22 protein-coding genes are annotated in these 24,019 nt (G+C 72.3%); 8 read left to right on the top strand and 14 right to left on the bottom strand.

From position 1 onward, the window contains the following. Nucleotides 1–437: 437 nt before the first annotated feature. The 3 genes from rlmN to ITJ50_RS16985 form a co-directional block, all read right to left on the bottom strand. Nucleotides 438–1,670: a 23S rRNA (adenine(2503)-C(2))-methyltransferase RlmN gene (gene rlmN / locus ITJ50_RS16975; protein WP_017885785.1), complete on the bottom strand. Its 1,233-nt coding sequence runs from the start codon at nt 1,668–1,670 to the stop codon at nt 438–440. A gap of 93 nt (nt 1,671–1,763) precedes the next feature. After that, a complete protein-coding gene (locus ITJ50_RS16980; protein ID WP_056073354.1) occupies nt 1,764–2,738 on the bottom strand; it encodes a C40 family peptidase in 975 nt (324 codons plus the stop codon). 182 nt (nt 2,739–2,920) lie between these two features. Further along, on the bottom strand, nt 2,921–3,679 hold the full coding sequence (locus tag ITJ50_RS16985; protein ID WP_056073357.1) for a pyridoxamine 5'-phosphate oxidase family protein: 759 nt from the start codon (nt 3,677–3,679) through the stop codon (nt 2,921–2,923). A gap of 33 nt (nt 3,680–3,712) precedes the next feature. Between ITJ50_RS16985 and ITJ50_RS16990 the strand changes: the two genes are divergently transcribed. Further along, nucleotides 3,713–5,167 (top strand): PLP-dependent aminotransferase family protein, encoded by a 1,455-nt coding sequence (locus tag ITJ50_RS16990; protein WP_194590985.1) that lies wholly within the window; start codon nt 3,713–3,715, stop codon nt 5,165–5,167. Nucleotides 5,168–5,201: 34 nt separating this feature from the next. On the opposite strand, the gene ITJ50_RS16995 is transcribed toward ITJ50_RS16990, so the two are convergent. Continuing rightward, nucleotides 5,202–5,396 carry a hypothetical protein gene (locus tag ITJ50_RS16995; RefSeq protein ID WP_017885789.1) on the bottom strand — a complete coding sequence of 65 codons (195 nt, stop codon included), beginning with the start codon at nt 5,394–5,396 and terminating at the stop codon, nt 5,202–5,204. Nucleotides 5,397–5,530: 134 nt separating this feature from the next. Between ITJ50_RS16995 and ITJ50_RS17000 the strand changes: the two genes are divergently transcribed. Further along, nucleotides 5,531–5,881, top strand: a complete 351-nt coding sequence (locus tag ITJ50_RS17000; protein WP_017885790.1) for a GntR family transcriptional regulator — start codon at nt 5,531–5,533, stop codon at nt 5,879–5,881. Then, on the top strand, nt 5,878–6,834 hold the full coding sequence (locus tag ITJ50_RS17005; protein WP_228501043.1) for a DUF1648 domain-containing protein: 957 nt from the start codon (nt 5,878–5,880) through the stop codon (nt 6,832–6,834). Before ITJ50_RS17000 ends, ITJ50_RS17005 begins: the two co-directional genes overlap by 4 nt. Before the next feature lie 114 nt (nt 6,835–6,948). On the opposite strand, the gene ITJ50_RS17010 is transcribed toward ITJ50_RS17005, so the two are convergent. From ITJ50_RS17010 to ITJ50_RS17035, 6 genes are read right to left on the bottom strand one after another with little or no spacing between them, the layout of a single operon-like run. Next, on the bottom strand, nt 6,949–7,866 hold the full coding sequence (locus ITJ50_RS17010) for a phosphogluconate dehydrogenase C-terminal domain-containing protein (RefSeq protein ID WP_194590986.1): 918 nt from the start codon (nt 7,864–7,866) through the stop codon (nt 6,949–6,951). Continuing rightward, nucleotides 7,863–8,708 (bottom strand): sugar phosphate isomerase/epimerase family protein, encoded by an 846-nt coding sequence (locus tag ITJ50_RS17015; RefSeq protein WP_323749921.1) that lies wholly within the window; start codon nt 8,706–8,708, stop codon nt 7,863–7,865. Before ITJ50_RS17015 ends, ITJ50_RS17010 begins: the two co-directional genes overlap by 4 nt. Beyond that, on the bottom strand, nt 8,705–9,520 hold the full coding sequence (locus ITJ50_RS17020) for a triose-phosphate isomerase family protein (RefSeq protein ID WP_194590987.1): 816 nt from the start codon (nt 9,518–9,520) through the stop codon (nt 8,705–8,707). The genes ITJ50_RS17015 and ITJ50_RS17020 overlap by 4 nt, the downstream gene beginning before the upstream one ends. After that, complete coding sequence (locus tag ITJ50_RS17025; RefSeq protein ID WP_042540403.1) at nt 9,520–10,005, bottom strand: ribose-5-phosphate isomerase; 486 nt, start codon at nt 10,003–10,005, stop codon at nt 9,520–9,522. The genes ITJ50_RS17020 and ITJ50_RS17025 overlap by 1 nt, the downstream gene beginning before the upstream one ends. Before the next feature lie 25 nt (nt 10,006–10,030). Then, nucleotides 10,031–11,752 (bottom strand): dihydroxyacetone kinase family protein, encoded by a 1,722-nt coding sequence (locus ITJ50_RS17030; protein ID WP_194590988.1) that lies wholly within the window; start codon nt 11,750–11,752, stop codon nt 10,031–10,033. Further along, the gene (locus tag ITJ50_RS17035; RefSeq protein WP_194590989.1) at nt 11,749–13,173 is read right to left on the bottom strand and encodes an MFS transporter; all 1,425 of its coding nucleotides are present in this window, start codon (nt 13,171–13,173) and stop codon (nt 11,749–11,751) included. Before ITJ50_RS17035 ends, ITJ50_RS17030 begins: the two co-directional genes overlap by 4 nt. A gap of 258 nt (nt 13,174–13,431) precedes the next feature. Between ITJ50_RS17035 and ITJ50_RS17040 the strand changes: the two genes are divergently transcribed. Next, nucleotides 13,432–14,181, top strand: a complete 750-nt coding sequence (locus ITJ50_RS17040) for a FadR/GntR family transcriptional regulator (RefSeq protein ID WP_017885798.1) — start codon at nt 13,432–13,434, stop codon at nt 14,179–14,181. A gap of 155 nt (nt 14,182–14,336) precedes the next feature. Here ITJ50_RS17040 and ITJ50_RS17045 read toward each other — a convergent pair whose 3' ends face one another. The 4 genes from ITJ50_RS17045 to ITJ50_RS17060 all read right to left on the bottom strand — a co-directional run bounded on the left by ITJ50_RS17045 (nt 14,337) and on the right by ITJ50_RS17060 (nt 18,855). Then, the gene (locus tag ITJ50_RS17045; RefSeq protein ID WP_194590997.1) at nt 14,337–15,212 is read right to left on the bottom strand and encodes a sugar phosphate isomerase/epimerase family protein; all 876 of its coding nucleotides are present in this window, start codon (nt 15,210–15,212) and stop codon (nt 14,337–14,339) included. Nucleotides 15,213–15,256: 44 nt separating this feature from the next. Beyond that, complete coding sequence (locus tag ITJ50_RS17050; protein ID WP_194590990.1) at nt 15,257–16,468, bottom strand: DUF993 family protein; 1,212 nt, start codon at nt 16,466–16,468, stop codon at nt 15,257–15,259. Then, nucleotides 16,465–17,667, bottom strand: coding sequence for a Gfo/Idh/MocA family protein (locus tag ITJ50_RS17055; RefSeq protein ID WP_194590998.1), 1,203 nt, complete (start codon nt 17,665–17,667; stop codon nt 16,465–16,467). Before ITJ50_RS17055 ends, ITJ50_RS17050 begins: the two co-directional genes overlap by 4 nt. Before the next feature lie 120 nt (nt 17,668–17,787). Continuing rightward, a complete protein-coding gene (locus ITJ50_RS17060; RefSeq protein WP_042540409.1) occupies nt 17,788–18,855 on the bottom strand; it encodes a LacI family DNA-binding transcriptional regulator in 1,068 nt (355 codons plus the stop codon). Between the two features lie 246 nt (nt 18,856–19,101). Between ITJ50_RS17060 and ITJ50_RS17065 the strand changes: the two genes are divergently transcribed. From ITJ50_RS17065 to ITJ50_RS17080, 4 genes are all read left to right on the top strand, one after another. Then, nucleotides 19,102–20,382: an extracellular solute-binding protein gene (locus ITJ50_RS17065; protein WP_042540490.1), complete on the top strand. Its 1,281-nt coding sequence runs from the start codon at nt 19,102–19,104 to the stop codon at nt 20,380–20,382. 80 nt (nt 20,383–20,462) lie between these two features. Further along, a complete protein-coding gene (locus ITJ50_RS17070; RefSeq protein ID WP_197068670.1) occupies nt 20,463–21,437 on the top strand; it encodes a carbohydrate ABC transporter permease in 975 nt (324 codons plus the stop codon). Then, nucleotides 21,434–22,339, top strand: coding sequence for a carbohydrate ABC transporter permease (locus ITJ50_RS17075; protein WP_228501045.1), 906 nt, complete (start codon nt 21,434–21,436; stop codon nt 22,337–22,339). Before ITJ50_RS17070 ends, ITJ50_RS17075 begins: the two co-directional genes overlap by 4 nt. Further along, a complete protein-coding gene (locus tag ITJ50_RS17080; RefSeq protein WP_194590991.1) occupies nt 22,339–24,018 on the top strand; it encodes a hypothetical protein in 1,680 nt (559 codons plus the stop codon). The genes ITJ50_RS17075 and ITJ50_RS17080 overlap by 1 nt, the downstream gene beginning before the upstream one ends. Nucleotide 24,019: the final 1 nt, after the last annotated feature.

Consider the following 24,019-nt stretch of genomic DNA (forward strand, 5'->3'; position numbering starts at 1 on the left):
CTGTTGAGTTCTCAAGGACCAGACGCACTCCCCGCTCGACCCACAAAAGGATTCCGCCAGAGAGGCATTCGTCTTGTTCCACCGTCAGACACATCGAATCACTTCGATTTCTTCGGGGGATGTTGCCTGAGCGGGACCCCGTCCGGACTGCGCATCCAGGGCTTGCACCCTGTGACCGTCTCGGCCGTTCCGTTCTCCGCCTCAGCGGCAACGAGTGATTACTCTACACAGGCCCCAGGGGGCCCGCCAACCGTCCTTCCTCCCGGGCGTGTCGCACTCCGGTGAACGGGAGCTGTCCCCCGGGTTTCCGGTGATCGACGGGGTGGACGCACCCCGGGAACGACGGAAGGCACGGTGCGAACCCGCACCGTGCCTTCCGAATGAACAGACGACCAGACGACCAGACCAACTGGACCGGACCGACTGACCGGACCGACCTACTCGGCCGCGGCCAACTGCCCGCACGCCCCGTCGATCTCCTTGCCGCGGGTGTCACGCAGGGTCGTCGGGATGCCGGCGGCGTTGAGTCGGCGGACGAACTCGTCCTGCACGTGCACCTCGGACGAGGTCCAGACGGAGCCCGGCGTCGGGTTGAGCGGGATCGGGTTGACGTGCACCCATCCCTTGCCACGCTTGTTCAGCTTCTCGGCGAGCAGGTCGGCTCGCCAGGCGTGGTCGTTCATGTCCTTGATGAGCGCGTACTCGATCGAGACACGACGGCCCGTCTTGACGTAGTAGTTGTGGGCGGCGTCGATCGCCTCGTCGGCCTTCCAGCGCGAGTTCACCGGGATGAGCTCGTCGCGGAGTTCGTCGTCGGGGGCGTGCAGGGACAGCGCGAAGGTGAGCGGGATCCCTTCGTCCGCGAGCTTGATCATCGCCGGCACGAGGCCGACGGTCGACACCGTGATGCCGCGGGCACTCATGCCGAGGCCGTTCGGCTGCGGCGCGACCATCAACCGCACCGCGTCCATCACCCGCTTGTAGTTCGCGAGCGGCTCCCCCATGCCCATGAACACGATGTTCGTCACGCGTTCGGCGTCGACGCGGTCGTTGCCGCCCTTGCGGGGATCGCCCCCGAGCTCACCGGCGGCGATCGCGGCGTTGGCCCGGACGATCTGCTCGATGATCTCGGCGGTGGACATGTTGCGGGTCAGCCCGGCCTGGCCGGTGGCGCAGAACGGGCAGTTCATGCCGCACCCGGCCTGGGACGACACGCACAGCGTGATCCGGCCGGGGTACCGCATCAGGACCGACTCGACCAGGGCGCCGTCGTGCAACTTCCAGAGGAACTTGATGGTGTCGCCGTTGTCCGTCGCGAGCCGCCGGGTCTCGGTGAGGAGCGGCGGCAGCATCCCGGCGACGAGCTGCTCCCGCTGGGCGGCGGGCAGGTCGGTCATCTTGGCCGGGTCGGACGTGTAGTGCTGGAAGTAGTGGGTCGCGAGCTGCTTGGCGCGGAACCCGGGCAGACCGAGCTCCTTGACGCGGGCCTCGCGTTCCTCGGCCGTCAGGTCGGCCAGGTGCACAGGCGGCTTGCCACGCTTCGGCGACGCGAACTGCAGGAGCGGCCGGCCGTCGGTGTCGGTGGCCTGCTTCCAGCCCTCGGTGCGCGGGCGCACCTGCGGACGAGCAGACTGCTGCTGTTCGAACGGGGTGCGGGTGTCGGAAGCCATCACTCCAGGATACGGGAGGCCCGTGATCCGTGGGGACGCCCCGTCCGGGTGGTCCTGCAGGTCACCACCAGGCCCCCAGCGCGGTCCGCCGGGTCAGCTGCCGGCCGGCAGGACGCGGGCGAAGTGGTGCGCCGCCGAGTACATCGGGACGATGTCGACGACCTCGCCCGGGTGCGGTGCCTGCAGCACGAGCCCCTGGCCGAGGTACAGGCCGACGTGGTCGTCGTCGTCGTACACGACGAGGTCGCCCGGCAACGCCTCGGACTCGGGGATCGTGGTGGCGACGGCGTCCTGCGTCGGCACGTAGTGCACGAGCTGGATCCCCACCGCCTGGTACGCGACCATCGTGAGCCCGGAGCAGTCGATGCCCTCGTGGCTCGCGCCGCCCTCGACGTACGGGTCCCCCATGTACTGCAGGGCGGTCGCCAGGATCGTGGCCCGGTCGCCGCCGGCCGACAGCGCGGCGGACAACGCGGACTGTGCCTGCGCCGTCGTCACCCCGAACCGCAGGTCGAGCGTCGGGTAGGACACGATCGTCGTGGTGGTGGTCATGCCGTCGGTCGAGACCACGGGGACCTGCACGTCGTGCGCCACCGTGAAGGTCTGGGCGTCCTGTGCCGTGGTCGTGCCGGAGCGGGTGTCGACCGGCAGCGTGTCGGCGTTCGCGGGCAGGGCGAGCGTCAGGCTCGAGGTCACGGCGATGGCGGGGGCCAGCAGGATCGCGGCGCGCTTCGCGTTCGCGGAACGACGGATGTGCCGCGGGTCGAGCGCTCGTTCGGCACGCAGGGTGGCCGTCCGGCTCAGCACCGCGCTGCCGGCCGACGACGCGACGGGGGCGGGACGCGGCTGCATCCGCACGGTCCGGGCCGGCTTCGGGTGCTCGACGAAGGTGGAACGGGCGGCTGCGGGGCCGAGGGCCGAGCGGCGTCCGCGGGGACGGGACTGCTGCGTGTCCGGCGTCAGCGGCGCGGGATCGGCCGCGGGGTGCGTGTGCGGTCGCGCGGGGTGCGTGTGCGTCCGCGTGGGCTGACGGTCGTCGGCTGCTGCAGGCAGGGTGTGGCGTCCCATGGGTCCTTCCGGGTCGGGACCACTCGGCGGTCCGGAAAGTAACGTATTGGTCACGACGGTGTCCGCGGCTGGGCAGCGCCGGAGTGTTCCTGCAGCTGGTCACAGGAACGATCACCGCTCGCAGGCCACTCCGACGACGCGCACGGCTGTTCCGGAGCCGGCGTGCGGCCGTGGGGACGGGCTCAGACCGACGCGACCCGCATGGCGGCGGCGATCCGGGCCTCCCGGTCGGCGGCCAGACGGTCGAGGCGAGCCGACAGCGCGAGGACGGACGCGTCCACCGGACTGTCCCCCGAGATGTCCCCCGAGATCGGGACACCGGCGCGGACCGCAAGTGGCAGGACGCCCGCCCAGACGGTGTGGTCCTCGCCGTCGGCCGGGTCCTCGCCGACCCCGTGCGCACGGACCTTGACGCTCGCGCGGTCGAGGGGCAGCTGGAGGACCTGGGTGGCGCGGACCTCCTTCGCGGTCATCTCGCGCACCTCGGCTCGGCGACCCGGCATGAGGTGGTCCGCCACCTGCCAGAGCGCTTCGGCACGCAGGTCGGTCGGGACGACGGTGGCGCGGCCGGCGATCATCGCGCTGCGGTAGTTCGCGGAGCTGTCGTTGGTGGAGCGGGCGAACACCAGGCCGTCCAGGTGGGTGACGGTCGCGGCCACCGGGACACCCTCGGCCCCGGCGTCGAGGAACAGGCCGCCTCCGGTCGAGCCGTGCAGCAGCATGACCGGGCCGTCGCCGAGGTCCCCGACGGCGCAGAGGAAGGGCAGGACCACGGGGTGGCCGCCGCGGACGATGCCGACGTGCGCGACGTGGGCCTCGGCGAGGATCGCGTCGAGGACTCCCGGGTCGTCGGACTGGCGGTCGCGCAGGCGGCGGACGCGGAGCGAGGGACCGTCGGCGGCGGGTTCCGTGGGGTGCGGCTGGGCGTTCGGGGTGGGCATGCGCTCACGCTAGGGTCGCCAGTGGTCCGATGCGTGGACCAGTTCGGAGTGATCACGGTGGACCAGTCGAGCAAGGTGTCCGGTGTCGTGGCCCGGGTCCGCGCGACGGTGCACGACGGCACCCTGCGCGAGGGCGATCCACTGCCGTCGACGCGTGCGCTGGCGGCAGAGCTCGGGGTGGCGCGCGGCACCGTCGTCGCGGCGTACGAACAACTCGACGGCGAGGGGTACCTGCGCACGCGGCACGGTGCGGTGGCCCGGGTCGCGGCGGACGTGCACGGCCGGACGCCGGGTGGGTCGGTGGCGGGCGGCGCCGGGCCCGGCTCGCCCGTCGCCTTCGCCGCCGACGCCGTCCTGGCCGATCCGTCGCCCGCGGTGCGCATCGACTGCCGGCCGGGCATCCCCGCCGTGACCGCGATCCCCCAGCGGGACTGGCGGGCCGCCTGGCGCGCAGCGGCGTCGGCACCGCTCCGGAACGCGATCGCGGAGCCGCTCGGCTCCCCCGAGCTGCGGGCACAGGTCGTCGCCCAGCTCGGCCTGACCCGCGGGTTCACGACGACGGTCGACCGGGTGCTCGTGACCGCGGGGACCTCGGAGGCGCTGTCGCTGATCACCGAGGCGCTGCGGAGCCTGCTGGGTCGTCCACCCGTCTTCGGCGTCGAGGACCCCGGCTACCGCACCGGGCACCGGGCGATCACGAGCGCGGGCGGGACCCTCGTCGCCGTCCCGGTCGGGGAGGACGGCCTCGACCTCGACGCGCTCGAGGCTGCGGGGCCGGTCGACGCGGTGCTGGTCAGTCCGACCCACCAGTACCCGCTCGGCTCGGTGATGCCGGTGGCCCGGCGCCGTCGGCTGCTCGCCTGGGCGGCTGCGACCGGCACGGTGGTGGTCGAGGACGACTACGACTCGGAGTTCCGGCATCGCGGGACGCCCGTGCCCGCGCTGGCCGCACTCGACGCCGAGGGCGTGGTGCTGCACGTCGGCGGGTTCTCGAAGACGCTCGACCCGCGACTGCGGTGCGCCTGGGTCGTCCTGCCCTCCGCAGCAGGTGCCGGGATCGGTGCACGGGTGGCGGAGGCGGTGCTGTCGGCGCGGCGTGCACGCGGCGCGGTGGTCGCCGAGCCGGTGCAGGCGGCACTGGCCCACCTGCTGCGCACGGGTGCGCTGCGGCGGCACCTGGGTCGGGTGCGCCGCGACTACGCGCATCGCCGAGCCCGGATCGCGGCCCGGCTCGACGACGTCACCGGACTGGAGGCCCGTGCCCTGAACGGCGGACTGCACGCGGTGGTCACGTGGTCGGGTCCGACCACCGGGGCCGACGTCGCCGAGCGGATGGCGGACGCCGGGGTACGAGTGGCGACGCTCGAGGAGTACGGGCTCGCGCCCGGCAGCGCACCGGCGGGCATCGTGTTCGGCTACGGCGCCGTGACGCTGCCGGAACTCGACCGGGCGCTCGACGCGCTGGTGGAGTCCGTCGCGCACGGCTGACCGGTCGCCCGCCCGCACGCACGGCCACGCGGGGTCAGCGGGACTCGGCGATGCCGTTCTTCCGGGCGTTCACGAGGTCGGCGAGCGACGGTTCGCCGACCTCGCCGGGCAGTGCGTGCCCGCGGCGTGCGGCCTTCCGGACCTGTCGGTAGGTGGTGACGCGCAGGGGGTCCACCCCGTCGGCGGACTCGTAGTTCGACGGGGTGCTGGTGGTGGTCGATTCGGTCATCGCGACGGACGGTACGCGTGCCGGAGCCCGCCGGAACCGCGTCCTGCGTTCCGCGGCCAAACGGCGTCCGAGCAGGGTCTCGACGGGCGGGTGACCCCTGGTGGCGAGCGGGATTGTTCGCATAGAATGCGAACATGTTGATCACCGTCGACCCGGGGGCCCGCGCGACCCTGGCGGAACAGGTCGCCACCCAGATCCGTCACGCGATCGCCCGCGGCGAGCTCCGGAACGGCGAGCGACTGCCCGCAGCGCGCGACCTCGCGGCCTCGGTCGACGTCAACATGCACACTGTCCTGCGCGCCTACGCGCTGCTGCAGGACGACGGACTGATCGAGTTGCGGCGTGGCCGCGGTGCGACGGTCCTGCGGTCGGGCAACGCCTCGTTCGACCGGTTGCGCACGCTCGTCGACGAGCTGCGCGACCAGGCGGACACCCTCGGCGTCCCGCTCGACGACCTGTTCACGATGATCAAGGGGGCACGATGACGACACGACCGATGACCACGGGCACACGGCTGGCGGTGGTGGCACCAGGGCTCCTGGTCGCGGTGGGACTGGTGCTCACCGCGGTCCTCGCGGCGCCCGCCATGCCGTCACGGATCGCGATCCACTTCCGGACGGACGGCACAGCGGACGGCTGGGGCTCCCCCTGGACGGCGTTCTGGGTCACCCTGACGGTGGCGCTCATGGCCGTCGGGCTCGCGATGGGCGCGCTGCGGTGGCACGACAAGCGGACCGCGGCCACCGTGCTGCTCGTCGCGAACCTGCTGGCCGGGACCCTCGGGTCCGCCTGGGTCCTGCTGGCCTGGACGAACACGGCCGGCGACGGCACCCTGTCCCCGTGGTGGACGGTGCCGTTCCTGCTCGTCGCCGTGGTGGTCGCCACCGTCCCCGTGCTCGCACTGTTCCGGGTCGCTGCCCCCGTGCCGGCGTACGACGTCGCACCCCTGACCGTCGGGCCCGACACCCGGGTGGCCTGGCGTGCACGCGTCGGCAGCCGGTTGTTCGCGCTGCTCGGGGCGCTCGTCGTGCTGCTCGGCGTCGGGACCGCGGTCTGGACGGTGTCGGCGGGCGTGACCACGGCGGTCGTGTCCGGTCTGGCCATGGTGCTCGCGGGGCTCGCCGTGCTGGTGCTGGCGCGGGTGGAGCTCACGGTCGACCGACGGGGCATGCGGCTCACGTCCACGTGGACGAGGATCCCGCTCATGCGGGTGCCGTTGGAGCGCATCGAGTCGTGCGGGTGGGAGCAGGTGTCCCCCGGGCAGTGGGGTGGCTGGGGCTACCGGATCTCGGGCCGCGGCGTCGCCTACGTCGTGCGGTCCGGGCCGGGGCTGGTCGCACGGCTCCGCGGCGGGCAGGCGCGGATGGTGACCGTGCCCGACGCGGCGGGCGGCGCCGCAGCGCTGGGCGCACTGCTCGCCGGGCGCGAGACGGTCTGACGGGGCCGGACCGGGCCTCCAGGGCGGCTGGCGAGGAGCAGCCGTGGCGGCACGGGGAACGCCCCGCCGGAAGGGGGTCGGCGGGGCGTTCCGGTCCGTGGGGACCGCGGGTGATCAGCGCCGGACGGCGTCGATCTTCAGCATCTTCGCGATGACCGAGTCGAGCTCGCTGTCGTCGAAGACCTGCTTCCAGTCCTCCTTGATGAGCTTCTCGCGGCCGTAGCCCATCGCGATGTGGCAGGCGTCGGAGAACGGGTTCGAGCCGCGCAGGCCGTTCGTCAGCGCGATCCAGGTGTGGCCGTGGAGCATGGCGCGGGCGGCCTCGCGGGGCACGCCGACACCGGTGACCGTTTCTTCGAGGGCGTCGTTGAGGAAGTCGCCGATCATGCAGGCGATGGTCTCGACCAGGGTCGGCTCGAGCACGGCGAGCTGCTTCACCGTCACCCAGTGCACCTGGATGACGGGCGCGTACATGGTGGTGATGACGGCCTCGGCGACGGCCTTGGCGCGCTCGTCCTGGTCGCCGAGCGACTCCGACGCGTCGAAGGCCGCGATCACCTCCTGCGGGGCGGCGATGCCACCGAAGGTGTCGTCCCACTCGGCCTTGGTGGTGCGCTCGAGGAACACCGACGGGTGGCACGGGTGCGCCACGGCGTAGTGGACGTCCTCGCGCTTGGCGAGCAGTCCGGCGTAGGCGGCGGCGGGGTCGAGCGTCAGGATCGTGGCGCCGGGCTGCATCACGGGGACGAGCTGCTCGGAGACGGCGCCGAGCAGGACGTCGGGCACGGCGAGGATGACGACGTCGGCGGCCTTCGCGGCGTCGAGGCTGTCGGTGATCTCGCGGCCGAGGGCCCGGATGCGCTCCTGGCCGGCGGGCGAGGCCTCGCTGTACAGGGTCGTGTACTCGCTCTTCGCGAAGTTGTTCGAGACGCGGGTGCCCATCTTGCCGCCGGCACCGATCACGGCGACGGTGACGTCGGCCGTGCCGGATCCGGCAGCGACGGTGTGGGGGGTGGTGACGGTGTCGGTCATGATTCCTTGCTCCTGATGTACTCGATGGTGTGTTCGGTCCACGCCGCCTCGATGCGCGTGGTGGTCTGTGCGGGGGTCTCCCCCGGCAGGGGTTCGGCGCCGGCGTGCTCGTCCTGCCACGGCAGCCAGAACTCGATGACACGGTTGATCCCCCGGGCGTCGGGCTCGATCGCGGCGCGGACGGCGTCGTGGTCGAGCAGTCCGGCACCGGTGCGGACGCCGGTGTACTGGAACCCGACCCAGCCCGGTGAGCGGGTGAAGGCTGCGTCCTTCACGTGCCAGTTGACGACGTGCGGGGCGGTCATCGCCACGACGTCGGCCGGGTGTTCGAGCCGGGCGACGGTGTTCGCCGGGTCGAGGCAGATGCCGAGGTGGTCGGAGCCGATCGCTTCGACGACGGCGACGAGGTCGGCGGTGGCGACGACCTCGTAGGTCTCCAGCGCGAGGGTCACGCCCGCGCGCTCGTAGGCGGGGAGCGCCTGCCGCAGGCGTCGTCCGGTCTCGGCCGCGTCGGGCTGGTCGTCGCCGCTCGTCCACATGCTCCGGACGAGGGTCGCGCCGAGCTGCTGCGCGACGTGCAGGTACCGGGCCAGGTGCTCCGGCCGGGTGCCACGGGTGCCGACCTCGAGCGTGATACCGAGGTCGGTGGCCAGGGACCGGATCGACGCCAGGCGCGCATCGGTCGCGGTGTCGAGCGGCAGGTGGTCGCAGATCTGGAAGAGATCGACGCCGTCGTGGGTCGCGGCGTCGCGCAGGGCGTCGTCGAGGGACATCGGCGACGGCACGCGGTCGGACATGCGCCAGAAGTAGGCGTAGGTGGAGAGGCCGAGCAGGGAGGTCACGCCGGTGCTCCGTCCTGCGTCGCGGCCAGCGCCTCGGCTTCGTCGAGGATCGTGCGGATCGCCTCGGGGTCGTGGGCGAAGCGGCCGAGGAACAGGCCGCCGATGCGTCCGGCACCGCGGGTCAGCAGGCCCGGACCGGCACTGCCGCCGTAGATCGCGACGGAGCCGGCGAGCTCCGGCCGGGTCGCCAGGTGCTGCTCGATCCCACCGAGCACCGCGACGATGTGCTCGTCGGGTGCGGGCTGCGGGGCACCGATCGCCCACACCGGCTCGTACGCGGCGATGAGCGGTCCGGCGAGACCGTCGGCGGTGGCCGTGGCGGTGAACCGGTCGAGCTGCGCGGTGACCTCGGCGATCGCGGCCGCGGGGTCGTCGGCGGCGGCGCGCGCGGCCTCACCGATGCAGATCAGGGGGCGCAGGTGGTTGCGGAACGCTGCATGGACCTTCCCCGCGATCTCGTCGTCCGTCTCGTGGAACAGGGAGCGTCGCTCGGCGTGTGCGATCTCGACGAGGTCGACATCGATCTCCCGGAGCTCCACGCCGGAGACCTCGCCGGTGAACGCGCCCTCGTCCGCCCACGCCAGGTCCTGCGCGCCGAGCGTCACGGGGGCGTCCCCGATCACCGCACGCACCGGCACGAGCGACGGGAACGTCGGCACCACGAAGAGCTCGACCGCGCCGGAGCGCACCGCCGGGTGGCTCCGGGCGATGTCGGCCACGGCGGCCGCCCACTCGAGCGTCCGGGCGTGCGAGAAGTACATCTTGAGCGACACCCCGATCGTCACGGGGGCGGCCGCCGCGGTCGCGGTCATCAGGCGTCGGTCCCCACCGGCGCGGAGCCGTCGTAGGCGCAGATGGCCTGGACCTTCGACGCGCTCGCGCTGGTCTGGTCGAAGGTGTAGCCGAGCCACTCCTTCGCCATCCGGCGCGCGACCTCGACCCCGACGACGCGCTGCCCCATGCAGAGGACCTGGGCGTCGTTCGACAGGATCGAGCGCTCGACCGAGAACGAGTCGTGCGCGGTCACGGCGCGGATGCCGGGGACCTTGTTCGCCGCGATCGCGACTCCGAGGCCGGTGCCGCAGACCAGGATCGCGCGGTCGGCCTCGCCGTTCGCCACCAGACGGGCGGCGTCGACGGCGACGTGCGGGTAGGCCGTGTGGCCGTCGGCGTCCACGCCCACGTCGACCACGGAGGCCACTCGGGGGTCCTTCGCCAGGTCGGCCTTGATGGCCTCCTTGTGGTCGAAGCCGGCGTCGTCCGAACCGACGACGATGCGGAACTGCTGCTCACTCATGCGGGTGTGCCTTTCGTGGTGGGGGTCAGGCGGGGAGGGCGATGGTCGAGCGGACCGCGGCGGTGATCAGCGCGAACGAGACCGCGCCGGCGTCCGGGGTGCCGACGGCGTCCGCACCGTGGGTGCGTGCACGGCCCATCCGGGGCAACAGGTCGGCCGTGGCGTCGGCCGCGGTCTGCGCTGCGGCCGACGCGGCCGACCAGGCGTCGACGAGTTCGTCGCCGGCGTCCACCCGGGCGGAGAAGACCTGGTCGAACGGCACGAGTGCGTCGACCATGGTCTTGTCGCCGGGGACGGCCCCGAATGCCAGGACGGCCTCGGTGGCGGCGTGCACCGCGCTCTGGACGGTGGCGGATGTCGGACGGGACTCGTCCCCGAGGACGCGACCCATGGCCTCCAGGGCAGCACCCCAGATCGCACCGGACGTGCCGCCGGCCTTGTCGGACCAGGCATCACCGGCGATCGCGAGGACCGAACCGGCGCCGGCGCCACGGGCGGCGGTGTCCTGTGCCGCACGGTCGGCGGCGGTGGAGCCGCGCTGCATGCCGATGCCGTGGTCGCCGTCGCCGGCGACGGCGTCGATGCGGCCGAGCTCGTCGGCGTGGTCGTCGATCGTGGCGCGGATCGCGGAGACGGCGCCCGCGACGCGGACTGCTGCGGCCCGGGACTCCTCGGTGCCGGGCGTCACGGGCACCACCACGCCGGCTTCGAGCACCTCGGCCGGCAGCGGCTGCTGCGGGACGGCGCCGCCCTTGCGGTACGCGGGGGCGTCGGCGGGCGCGGCCCAGAGCTGCTCGAGTTCGTCGTCGAGCCAGAACAGGGTGAGCGAGACGCCCGCCATGTCGAAGCTGGTGACGAGTTCGCCGACCTCGGGCTCGACCACGACGATGCCGGCCTCGGTGAGCTTCCGCTGGACGGCACCGAAGACGACGAAGAGTTCCTCGTACTTGACGGAGCCGAGGCCGTTGAGGATCGGGACGACGCGCGCACCGTCCGCTGTGACGCCGGACGGCAGCTCGGTGAGCAGCTCGTCGACGAGCAGGTCGGCCAGGCCGTCCGCGGTGGGGACGTCGGCCTCGGCGATGCCGCGTTCGCCGTGGATGCCCATGCCGATGGCCATCCGGCCCTCGGGGACGGTGAAGAGCGGTTCGTCGGCGCCGGGCAGGGAGCAGCCGGAGAAGGCGACACCGAAGCTGCGCGTGCGGTCGTTGGCGCGGGTCGCGATCGCGGTGACCGCGTCGAGGTCGTCGCCGCGTTCCGCGGCCGCGCCGGCCACCTTGAACACGCAGAGGTCACCCGCGATGCCGCGGCGCTGGTGCGCCTGGTCGGCGGGCGCCGAGGCGATGTCGTCGGTCACGCGGACCGTGCGGACGTCGATGCCCTGTGCCTCGAGCGCCCGTGCCGCGGCGTCGAAGTTGAGGACGTCGCCGGCGTAGTTGCCGTAGCTCAGCAGTACGCCGCCGCCGTGCTCGGACGCCTTCGCCACGGCGGTGACCTGCTGGGCGCTGGGGCTGGCGAACAGGTTGCCCATCGCGGCACCGGCAGCCAGGCCGTGCCCGACGAGGCCGCCGAAGGCCGGGTAGTGGCCGGAGCCACCGCCGACGACGAGCGCGACGGTCCCCTCGGGGCTGGTGGTGGAGCGGGCGACGCCGCCGTGCACCCTGCGGACCCGGGCGCGGTTGGCGGCAACGAAGCCGTCGACCATCTCGTCGGCGAAGTCCGCCGGGTCGTTGAACAGGCGGGTCATGCGCCGGCCTCCTTCGCGATGGCGGTCGGTCCGTCCGTGGCCGCGGCTGCGGTCTCGGCTCCGGTCGCGGCGGCGGCGGCGGCCGCTTCGTTGCGCTTGGTGTTCCGGCCGAGGACGAACATCAGCACGCTCGACAGCACCATGAAGAACCCGACGATGAACATCGGCACCTGGTACCCGCCGGTCCACTCGCTGACCGCGCCCGTGATGTACGGGGCGGCGAACCCACCGAGGTTGCCCACGGTGTTGATGAGGGCGACCCCCGCGGCTGCGGCGGCACCGGTCAGGAACTGCGTCGGAACCGTCCAGAAGTTCGGCAGGGCCGCGAAGATCGCACACGCGGTGATCGCGATGACGGCGACGGTGGCCGCCGGGCTGTTCATGTACAGCGCGACCGGGATCGTCAGACCGCCGACCAGGGCCGGGACGGCGATGTGCCAGACCCGGACGCCACGACGGAAGGCGTCACGCGACCAGAAGTACAGGACGACCGCGGCCGGCACGTACGGGATGGCCGTGATGAGGCCCTTCTGGAACAGGTCGAACGTGGTGCCGAACTGCTCCTGGAAGCCGTCGATGATCGTCGGCAGGAAGAAGCTGAGTGCGTAGAGGCCGTAGATGAAGCCGAAGTACACGGCGGCGAGCATCCAGACGCGGCCGGAGCCGAAGGCCGCACGCAGGCCGCCCTTGCCGTGACCGTCGCCGCCGCCCTTCGCCGCGCTCTCGGCAGCGAGCGTCGTCTCCAGCCAGACCTTCTCGTCCTCGTCGAGCCACTTCGCCTGCGACGGCTTGTCCTTGAGCACGAAGAGGCACAGGACGCCGACGATGATCGCCGGGATCGAGACGCAGAGGAACATGAAGCGCCAGCCGGCCAGGCCGCCGAGGATCCCCTCGTGGGTCATCAGCCAGCCGGCGAGCGGGGAACCGATGACGCTCGTGAGCGGCTGGGCCAGGTAGAACAGCGCGAGCATCTTGCCGCGGTGGCGAGCCGGGACCCACGTCGACAGGAACAGGATCGCGCCGGGGAAGAACCCCGCCTCGGCGATGCCGAGCAGGAAGCGCAGACCGACGAGCTGCGGGTAGTTCTGCACCCACGTGAAGAGCAGGGACACGATGCCCCACGTGATCATGATGCGGGCGAGCCAGATCCGGGCGCCGAACTTGTGCAGCGCGAGGTTGGACGGCACCTCGAGCACGAGGTAGCCGATGAAGAACACACCGGACGCGAAGCCGAACTGGGCGGCGGTCAGGCCGAGGTCGGCCTCCATGCCGTTGGGGGCGGCGAAGGAGATCGCGGTGCGGTCGAGGAAGTTGATGAAGAACATCAGTGCCACGAACGGCACGATGCGGATCGCGATCTTGCGGATGGCCGTCTTCTCGACGACCGAGGTGGGGATGCCTCGCGTGGCGGGGATGTCCACGATGACTCCTGCTCGGTGGGGGTGGTACGACTCCGCCCGGCTGCTGCGCCGGGTTGCCCGGTCGGCTGCGTCGGGGTGGTCCGGGCTGCTGCGCGGATCGGGAGCGGGCGCATCGGTGCGCCTGATCCAGTGTGCGTCGCGCTCGATCAACTTGTCAACCGGTTGACCATTTCGCGCGTCGGCTCGGACGAGGCCGTCCGCCCGGCGCGCTGGCACTGCTCCCGCCGCAACCGGTTGACCGACCGGTACGCTCACTGCATGCCCGCGTTCAGCCCGGACGACCCCCTCAACATCCGACTCGAACTCGAGTCCGTGCCCGTCGGGTCACCCGCCTCGGTGGTCGCCCGACAGCTCGTGTCGCTGCTCACCGCCGGCGAGCTGGCCCCCGGGTCGCGGCTGCCGGCGGAGCGGGTCCTGTCCGAGCGGCTCGGCGTGGGTCGCTCGGCGGTCCGCGAGGCCCTCGCCGCCCTCGAGATCCTGGGCATCGTGCAGATCCGACCCGGATCGGGCACGTACCTGCGCGGCGGCACCTCGGACCTGCTGCCGACGACCCTGTCGTGGGGTCTGATGCTCGCGTCGAACCGCACCCGCGAACTGCTCGAGATCCGGTCCTCGCTGGAGCGCACGGCCGCGATCCTCGCCGCGCAGCGCGCCACCGACGAGCAGATCACCGAGCTCGGCGAGTACCTGGTCCGGCAGGAGGCGACGCTCGACGACCCGCAGGCCTTCATCGACGCCGACGTCCGCTTCCACGTCCTGCTGGCACGGGCGTCCGGCAACGACGTGCTCGCCGACCTGCTGCAGAGTCTGCGCTCGATGCTGAGCGTGTGGGTCGCGCGCCGCGTGCAGACCCGGCAGGCGACCGAGGCCGCGTTCCACGAGCACCGCGCCGTCTTCGAGGCGTTGCGCGCCCGCGACGTGCCCGCCGTGCAGCGCGCGATGGACGAGCACATGGCCACGGCGAGCGCCCGCATCGAGCACGCCGAGCCGCTGCCCGCCGACGAGTAGGACTCGTGCGCGGTCGCGCGCGCTCGCGCCCGCTTCGTGAGCAGGAATGGTCGGGTCCGTCGAGCCGGCCCGACGTCCTGTGCTCACGATCAGGGCGGACGGGAGGCCCGGGGCGCGCCCGCCCCGCACCGTGCGGGGGGGGGCCAGCGCCCGCCTCAGCGCGGGAGCGGGACCGCTTCGGCGAAGGACGCCACGACGCGGGCGACGGCCTCGGCGGGCGGGGTGTCCCAGATCGCCTGGTTGAAGAGCTCGACCTCGACGTCGCCGGAGTAGCCGGCACCCATCACCGCATCGGTCACCGGCCCGAAGTCGACGTGCCCGGCGCCCGGGTAGCCGCGTGAGAGCAGCGGGTCGGCCGCGATCGGGGTGGTCCAGTCGCACACCTGGTACGACGCGATCCGGCGGGCGGCACCGGCGCGGGCGATCGAGGCCGCGAGCGCCGGGTCCCACCAGACGTGGAAGGTGTCGACGACGACGCCGACGGCCGCTGCCGGGAACGGGGCCGCCAGGTCGAGGGCCTGCGCGAGCGTCGACACCACGGCGCGGTCGGCGGCGTACATCGGGTGCAGGGGTTCGACGGCGAGCTGCACGCCGGTGTCGCGTGCGTGCGGCACGAGGGCGGCGAGGGCGTCCGCCACCCGCGCACGCGCACCGCCGAGGTCGCGCGAGCCCGCTGGCAGGCCGCCCGCGACGAGCACGAGGACGGGCGCCGACCCCGGAGCACCCGCGGCGGCCAGGGCGGCGGTCTCGTCGATCGCCCGGCGGTTGTCGTCGAGTGCCCGCTGGCGTGCGGTCCCCTCGGGCAGGGTGAAGAACCCGCCACGGCAGTGCGACGACACCCGGAGTCCGGAGTCGGCCACCCGGCGCACGGCCTCGGCGAGCCCGAGCTCGGCGACGGGTTCGCGCCAGGTGCCGATCGCCCCGACCCCGGCACGGCGGACGGTGTCGAGCGCCTCGGGCAGGGTCGCGTACTTGATCGTCGCCTGGTTGACGGACAGCCGCGGGTGCGGCGCGGGCGACCCCGGCGCCACCGGCACGGGTGCACCGACCTGCGCGGCCGTGCCGGACGGCGTGCTCACGCGACCACCCCGGCTGCGGTGCGGTCGACGGCGGGTGGGGCGGGCCTCCCGGCGGTCGTCGCCACCCCGTTGACCGCGAGCAGGGCGTGCCAGCGCGCGGCGGCGAGGTCCGGGGCCTGCAGGGCGCCGCAGGCGTTCGCGAGCCGGACCGTCTCGGACAGGTGCGACAGCGAGCGGCCGGCGTGCTGGCCACCGACCATGGCGAAGGCCGGCTGGTGCCCGTTCAGCCAGGCGAGGAACGCGATGCCGGTCTTGTAGTGCCAGCTGGGGGCACTGAAGAGGTGTCGGGACAGGGCCTCGGTCGGTCCGAGCAACGAGCGGTAGGCAGCCTCGTCGGGCAGGGCACGCACAGCGGCCGAGGCGAGCGGTGCGATCGCGGCGAAGGCCCCGAGCAGGGCGTCGGAGTGCACGCCGTCGCGGTCAGCGATCAGGTCGACGTAGTGGAAGTCGTCGCCCGTGAACATCCGGGCGGTCTCGGGCAGCCGGGCGCGGAGTGCCACCTCGGCCGTCGCGTCGAGCAGGCTCATCTTGATGCCGGAGATCACCGGCCCGGCGTCGCGCATGATGTCGAGCACCGTGTCGGGACCCCGGTGCCCGCCGAAGTACCCGGCGAGGGCGGGGTCGAACGCCTCCCCCAGCCAGTGCAGGACGACGGGGGCGTTCGCCCGCTCGACGACCCGACGGTAGACGCGGCGGTAGGTGTCCGGATCGTCCAGCGCGAGTCGTGCCAGGTGGCGGCTGGCCATCAGGACCACGCCCGCCCCGGCGTCCTCGGCGTGGTGGAGCTGCCGGGCGTAGGCGTCGACGACCTGCTGCTCGGTGACGGGTTCGTCGGGCAGGTCGTCGGTGTTCACGCCGACGACGATGCGGCCGCCGACCGACTGCGCCTCGCGGGCGGAGCGCGTCACGAGCTCGCGGGTCGCCGCCGGGTCCAGTCCCATGTTCCGCTGCGCGGTGTCCATCGCGTCCGCCACACCCAGCCCCCACGACCACAGGTGGTGGCGGAACGCCAGGGTGGCGTCCCAGTCGAGGTCGGCCGGGGCTCCGGGGGTGTTGTCGGCGGCGGTGCGCGGGACGACGTGGGCGGCCGCGTAGACGATGCGCTCGGTGAGCGGTGCCGCGGGCACGGCAGTGGCGTCGACGGCAGGTGCGCCCAGCGGCGTCCGGCTCGTGGTGCCGTCGGGCGCCAGCAGGGTCAGGTGCGTCATGCGGACGCCCCGATGGTCTCGGTGCGCTGGGCGACCTCCGGCGTCTCGACCGGGAGGCGCGGCTCAGCCCCGGCGGGCAGGGTCAGCTCCGGCAGGTCCACACGCCGGCCCTCGGCGCTGGAACGCAGACCGGCTTCCGCCAGCGCCACGCCGCGGGCACCGGACAGCAGGTCGTAGGGGTGCGGGCGCCCGGCGACGAGGTCCTGCAGGAAGTCCTCCCACTGGGCGCGGAACCCGTTGCCGTAGACCTCGTTGTCGGGGACCTCGAGCCACTGGCTGCGGTAGTCGGCGTCGTCGCGCAGATCGGGGTTCCAGACGGGCTTCGGCGTCGCCGTGCGGGGCTGGATGCGGCACCCGAACAACCCCACCACCGCGCTGCCGTCGGTGCCGTCGACCTGGAACTCGACGAGCTCGTCACGGTCCACCCGGACCGCCCAGCTCGAGTTAATCTGCGCCGTGACGCCGCCGGCCAGGTCGAACACGCCGTACGCGGCGTCGTCGGCGGTCGCCGGGTACGGCACACCCTGCTCGTCGGTGCGCTGCTCGATGTGCGTGACCGCGCGGGCGTAGACGGACTCGACGCGGCCGAACAGCTGCTCGAGCACGTAGTTCCAGTGCGGGAACATGTCGACGACGATGCCGCCACCGTCCTGCCGGCGGTAGTTCCAGCTCGGGCGCTGCGCCGACTGCCAGTCCCCCTCGAACACCCAGTACCCGAACTCGCCGCGGACGCTCAGCACCCGGCCGAAGAACCCGGAGTCGAGCAGGCGACGGAGCTTCCGCAGCCCGGGCAGGTAGAGCTTGTCGTGCACGACCCCGTTCGGGACGCCGGCCTCGGCCGCGAGCCGGGCGAGTTCGAGGGCCTCGGCGGAGGTCTCGGCCGTCGGCTTCTCGGTGTAGACGGCCTTGCCGGCGGCGATCGCGCGGCGGAGCGCGTCGGCACGGGCACTCGTCACGGCGAAGTCGGCGAAGACCTGCCAGCGGGGATCCGCCAGGGCGGCGTCGAGGTCGGTGGTCCAGTGCTGCAGGCCGTGCCGGGTCGCGATCTCCTCGAGCTTCGCGGCGTTCCGACCGACGAGCATCGGTTCGAGCTGCACGCGCGTGCCGTCGGGCAGCAGCAGGCCGCCGTCATTGCGGATCGCCAGGATCGACCTGACCAGGTGCTGCCGGTAGCCCATGCGCCCGGTGACGCCGTTCATGATGATGCCGATGGTGCGCGTGGTGGTCAACGCGTGCTCCCTTGCTCGCTGTGGCCCGCTCTCCGTCGTCGTGGAAAGCGCTTGCCGGAACCGTACACCACGGGGTGCGCGGTGGCGAGGTCAGCGGGCGGTGCTGGCGCGCAGGACGACCTCGCCGTCGACGGCACCGTCGGCTTCGAGCCCGAGCGCACGGCGGACGGCCCGCTCGCCGATCTCCTCGAGCGGCAGCCGCACCGTGCTGAGCGCCGGCACGACGTCGGCGAGCATCCGCACGTCGTCGAACCCCGCGACGCCGACGTCCACCCCGGGCACGAGCCCGCGCTCCCGGATCGCCGCGACCGCCCCGACGGCCATCAGGTCGGTGACCGCGAAGACGCACCGGGGCACCGCGGCCCCACCCTCGGCAGCTCGGTCCAGCAGCGACACCATCGCCCGGTACCCGCCGTCGCGCGTGAACTCGGAGGGCACCACGTCGTCGTCGGGCACGCGCAGACCGTGGGCCGCGAGGCCGGCGACGAACCCCTCGACCCGGGCGTGCGCGGTGACGAGGTCCGGGTCCCCGGCGAGCACGGCGAACGAGTCGTGCCCCTGTTCGACCAGTGCCCCGGCGAGCGCCGCGGCCCCGCCGAGGTTGCGGATCACGACGCCGTGCACGCCCGGGACGCCCGCTGCGGCTCCGTCCAGGTCGGACACGAGCGCCGACACCCCCGCCCCCGCGGCGACGAGGCCACCGACCGCCGCCGCGACTTCGGACGGGCCGGAGCCCGTCGCGGATCCGGAGCCGATCCCGAGCCGACGGCTGACCGCCAGCACGACGGCTCGCGGGCGGAGTCCGGCGACCACGTCGAGCACCGCCACTTCGCGCGACGGGTCGCCGCCGGTGGAGGTGATCGTGACGACGAGCCCGGCGTCGTCGGCGGCGCGGATCGCGCCGGCGGCGATCGCGGCGAAGTACGGGTCGGCGATGTCGCCGACGACGAGCGCCAGGGTCGTGGTCGACCCCCGAGCGACGGCCTGCGCCTGCACGTTGGCGGTGTAGCGCAGGGCCCGGGCGGCGGCGCGCACCCGGTCCACCGACTCCTGCCGGACCTTGCGGGTGCTGCCGTTGAGTGCCCGCGAGGCGGTCGCGAGCGACACCCCTGCCCGCTCGGCCACGTCGGCCAGGGTGACGGTGCCTCGCTCGGGCATGTCGTGCCTCCAGTCAGGGTCCGCGCCGTGCGCGGCCTGTGGCGAGGATAGCGATTTCCCGCCGACCAGGGCGGGGTTCCGAGCGGCCGGTCACGCCGTCGAGACCACAGGTCACGTTGTCAGAACAACCCTCAGGAAAGCGCTTGCCAGAACGGCGGGGGTCGTGTAGACCTGGGGTCCTCGGCCGAGACACCCCGAACGCTCGCCCACGGCACATGCACGTGGTCCCGAACGAAAGCAGTGACGATGAAGTCATCCAAGAGAATGCTCGCACTCGCCGGCGGGATCGCCGCGCTCGCGCTCCTGAGCGGCTGCGCCTCCGGCGGGTCCGGGGACGGCGGCAAGGTGGACGAGCTGACCTTCTGGCTCTCCACCTCGTCCGCGCAGGAGAAGGGCTACCAGGACCTCGCGACCGCCTACGAGAAGCAGACCGGCGTCGCGGTGAAGATCGTGAACCTGCCGTACGACGGCCTGCAGACCAAGCTGCGCGAGTCGGCGCAGGCGAACTCGCTGCCCGACGTGGTGCGGGCCGCGGGCATCGACCCGATCTGGAGCGGCAAGACCGTCGACCTCGCCTCGATCGTCAGCGACAAGGCGAACGGGATCGACCAGGACCTCATCGCGAAGGACAAGGACGGCAAGGTCACCTCGATCCCGTCCGACGTCACCGCGGCCGGACTGTTCGTGAACAAGTCGCTGTTCGACAAGGCCGGCGTCGCGTACCCGACCGACCCCGCGAAGGCGTGGACGTGGAGCGAGTTCCTCGACGCCGCCGACAAGGTGAAGGCCGACACCGGCGCCAAGTACGACCTGGTCTTCGACTCGTCGCCGTCGCGCCTGCGGGCCTACATGTTCACCAAGGGCACCGACTTCATGCAGCAGGAGAAGGACGGTTCCTTCCCCACCGACGCGAAGACCGTCGACGCCCTGCAGGACTTCGCCGACATGAACGACGACTCGGTCATGCCGAAGTCGGTGTGGACGAGCGGCCAGGACCCGAACGCCCTGTTCAAGAGCGGCCAGGTCGTGGCGTACTTCTCCGGTGTCTGGCAGTCGTCGGACTTCGCGTCGAACATCACCGACTTCGACTGGGCCAGCGCCGCCACCCCGGCCGACCCGACCCACGCCACCGAGATCAACTACGGCGGCAACATCGTCGGGTTCGAGAACTCCGACACCCGCGGCGCCGCGGCGAAGAAGTTCATCGACTACATGTACGACCCGACGAACTACGCGAAGCTCGTGACCACCAACGGGTTCCTGCCGGTCGAGTCCGGGCTGGACATCACCTACCCCTTCAAGTCGCAGGCAGCAAAGGACTCCTTCGCGCTGTACCAGAAGGAGATCGAGGCGGCCGACCCGATCTCGAGCTCGTACGCCAAGGCAGCGTCGGAGTGGGCGGTCGAGGGCAAGGAGATCGGCACCGACCCGACCACGGCCGAGGTCGGCAAGCTCATCAACGGGCAGCAGTCGGCCAAGGAGACGCTCGACACGATCACGAAGTACTACGAGGAGCACGTGGGGTGACGGAACGGGGCCGGGCGCATGCGTCCGGCCCCGTTGTCTCTCCTTCCACAGCAGCACCACGTCGAACGAAGAGGATCATCGTGAGCATCCCCACCGCAGCCGGTGACGTGCAGACCGCCGTCCCCACCCCGGTGCCGCCCCGCCGGCCCGGAGCCGCGAAGACGACGAAGCGCCGCCGCTCCGGCGTCAGCAAGCCCGTCCTCGCCCCGATCCTGTTCGTCAGCGTGAACGCCGTCCTGTTCGTGGTGTTCTTCGTGTGGCCCGCCGTGATCGGCCTCGGCTACTCGTTCACCGACTACAACGGCGTCGTCGACCCGAAGTTCGTCGGCCTGGCGAACTACTTCGAACTGTTCGCCGACGACACCTTCTACGCCGCCCTCGGTCGCACCTTCCTGTACGCGATCGTCGCCGTGCCGCTCGGCTTCGTCCTGTCGCTCTCGATGGCGCTCATGCTCACGAGCCCCGCGGCGAAGGGACGGAGCGTCGCCCGCATCGTGTTCTTCGTTCCGTGGCTCATCTCCCCCATCGTCACCGGTGTGATCTGGCGGTGGATGTTCGGCGAGAACTTCGGGCTGGCCAACTTCGTCATCGAGTCCCTGGGCGGCAAGGCCGTCCCGTGGCAGTCGAACGCCGACCTGTCGCTGCTGGTCGTCGTCTTCGCCACCGCGTGGGCCGGGGCGGCGTTCAACATGCTGCTGTTCGTCGCCGCGATCCGGAACGTCCCGCAGTCGTACTACGAGGCCGCATCGCTCGACGGTGCCGGCGCCTGGCACCAGTTCCGCTACATCACCCTGCCGAGCATCGCGCCGACGTCGTTCATCGTGATCCTGCTGTCGTCACTCAGTGCGTTCAAGGAGTTCGCCACCGTGCAGGCGCTCAACGGCGGCGGCCCCGGCACCGACAACAACCTGCTGGTGCAGTACATCTACACGAACGGGTTCCAGAACGCCCACATCGGCTACGCGAGCGCGGCGTCGATGGTCCTCATGCTCATCCTCATGGCCATCGCGCTGATCCAGCTGGCCGTGAACCGCCGGACGGAGTCCCGTCGATGACCGCCACGCTCCCCACCGAGACCGACAAGACCGGAAGCGGCCGTCGGGCCCGACGGGCCGGCCGCTCGAAGGCTGTGGACGCCACGCCGCGTCCCCAGGCCATCGCCGCCACGGCCCTGCTCTGGGTGTTCATCATCGCGTTCGGGTTCCCGGTGCTGTGGTTCGTGCTCAGCGCGTTCAAGCCGGGCGGCGAGCTGTTCTCGTACCCGCTCACCCTGCTGCCGAAGAACTGGTCGGTCGAGGGCTTCGCCGAGGCGTGGTCCAGCTACGACTTCGCCCAGTACTTCGGCAACACCGTGATCGTCGCCCTGGTCACCACGGTGCTGACGGTCCTGGCGAGTGCGGCCACCGGGTACGCGCTGGCGAAGTACGACAACCGGTGGCTGAAGGTGTTCTTCGTCTGCATCCTCGCCACGACGATGCTCCCCACCGAGGTGATCCTCGCTCCGACGTTCATCGTCATCCGCGACCTCGGCATGTACGACTCGCTGGCCGGCATCATCGTGCCGTCGGTGATCACGGCCACCGGCATCTTCATGTTCCGGCAGTTCTTCATCACCGTGCCGGACGACCTGGTCGAAGCGGCCCGGATCGACGGTGCGAGTGAGTTCGGGATCTTCTGGCGGATCATGCTGCCGATCTCCCGCCCGATCATGCTGACGCTCGCGATCTTCTCGTTCCAGTGGCGGTGGAACGACTACATCTGGCCGCTCCTGGTGCTCAACGACCCGAAGCAGTTCACGATCCAGATCGCCCTGCAGAGCATCGTCGGTGCCGAGAACGTGAACTGGACGGTCCTGCTCGGCGCCTCGGTCATCTCGATCATCCCGCTCGTGCTGCTCTACCTGGTGTTCCAGAAGTACGTGAACGGCGCCGACCTCAACGCGGGTCTGAAGGACTGATGGGGTTCCTCGACCTGGCCGGCCCGGCCGCCGACGCCGAGGTCGCCCGCCTGCGGCTGGCCGACGACGACCCGGCCACGCTGCAGCACCGGGAACTGATGGCGCGTGCGCTCGCGTTGGTCGGTGCGTGGGTCCGGCAACGGCCTGGAGGCCCGGCTCACCCCGCAGACGACGACCTCACCACCGCGCGAGGCTGGGTCCGGCACCTCGCGACCCGGCAGTCGCCCGGCGGCACGTTCGTCGGCGGCGACAACGTGCTCTCCCCGCCGGACTCCGCGTTCACCGTCAACGACGTCTGCGACGCCCTCGAACTGCTCGCACCGCACCGGGCGACGGTGCCGGCAGCGGCCGCGCTGGCCGACGACCTCGACGCGATCGTGCACCGGGCGACCCCCGCACTGCTCACCGGTGGGGTGCACACCCCGAACCACCGGTGGGAGATCGCAGCCGCCCTCGCCCGGGTGCACCGACTCCACCCGGCGGCGGCCCTGCTCGACCGCATCGACGCGTGGCTGGCCGAAGGGCCGGACATCGACGCCGACGGTCTGTGGTCGGAGCGGAGCCCGAACTACGCGTCCGCCGTGTCCGGGCCGTCGTTCCTGGTGCTCGCCGCCGTGCTCGACCGCCCCGCCCTGCTCGACCCGGTGCGCCGCTCGCTCGACGCCACGCTCACGCTCCTGCTGCCGGACGACACCGTCGAGACCGTGCAGTCCCGACGGCAGGACCAGTCACAGCCCTTCGGGATCGGGCCGTTGGCGCCGCTGCTCTGGCACGTCGCGGTGCTCGACGGCCGGGGCGACCTGGCCGCGGTCGCCGCCCGCGCCGCCGTGGCCGAGACCTGGCAGCCCGCCGCCGTCGCCGCGCGGTCGATGACCGATCCACTGCTCGGGCGTCCACTGCCGGAACCCGTCGCCCTGGCGCCGGCCGTGCACACCTTCGCCGACGCACGGCTCGTGCACGTCCGCGAGCCCGACCGCAGTGTCGTGCTCTTCGCCGGTTCCGACGTCCCGGCCCAGGGCCACGTGCGGTCGGGGCTGGCGAACAGCCCGACGTTCCTGCGGGTCGTCGTCGGGTCGGTCGTGCTGTCCGACGTGCGGCTCTCGCGGGAGTTCTTCGGCCTCGGACCGTTCCGACCGACCGCGCTCGAGTCCCTGGGCGACGGACGGTTCCGGCTGACCGAGACCGTGTCCGCCGGCTACCACCAGCCGCTTCCCGCGAGTGCTCGCCAGCCGGACGGCCGCTACCCGCTCGCCGACGAAGGTCGGTTCTCCGCCGCCATGGCGTTCGGCGCCAGGTCCGTCGACACGGTGGTCCTCAGCACCACCGTCGACGTCGCGGTGACCCCGGACGCCGTCGTCCTCGACGTCGTGACCGAGGGGGCCGAGGTGCCGTGGTCCCTGCAGCTGACGTTCCGCACCGGGGGGACCCTCACGGGCGTCGAGACCGACGCCGTCACCGGGGAGCGGGTCCTGGCGGAGGGGACCGGCAGCTACCGCGTCGGTTCCGACGTCGTGACGTTCGGTCCGGGCAACGGCGCCGGTCCGGGCCAGCCGGCGGGCTACACCCCGGGACAGGACTACGCGTTCCTCGGCGGGACCGACCGACCGCGGGGTGAGCACGTCCACGTCACCGGGCGAGCCCCCGGCTCGGCACGCATCGTGATCGGGATGGGCCGGTGAC

The sequence above is a fragment of the Curtobacterium sp. VKM Ac-2889 genome, from assembly GCF_015350855.1.
GTDB classification, from domain to species: domain Bacteria; phylum Actinomycetota; class Actinomycetes; order Actinomycetales; family Microbacteriaceae; genus Curtobacterium; species Curtobacterium poinsettiae.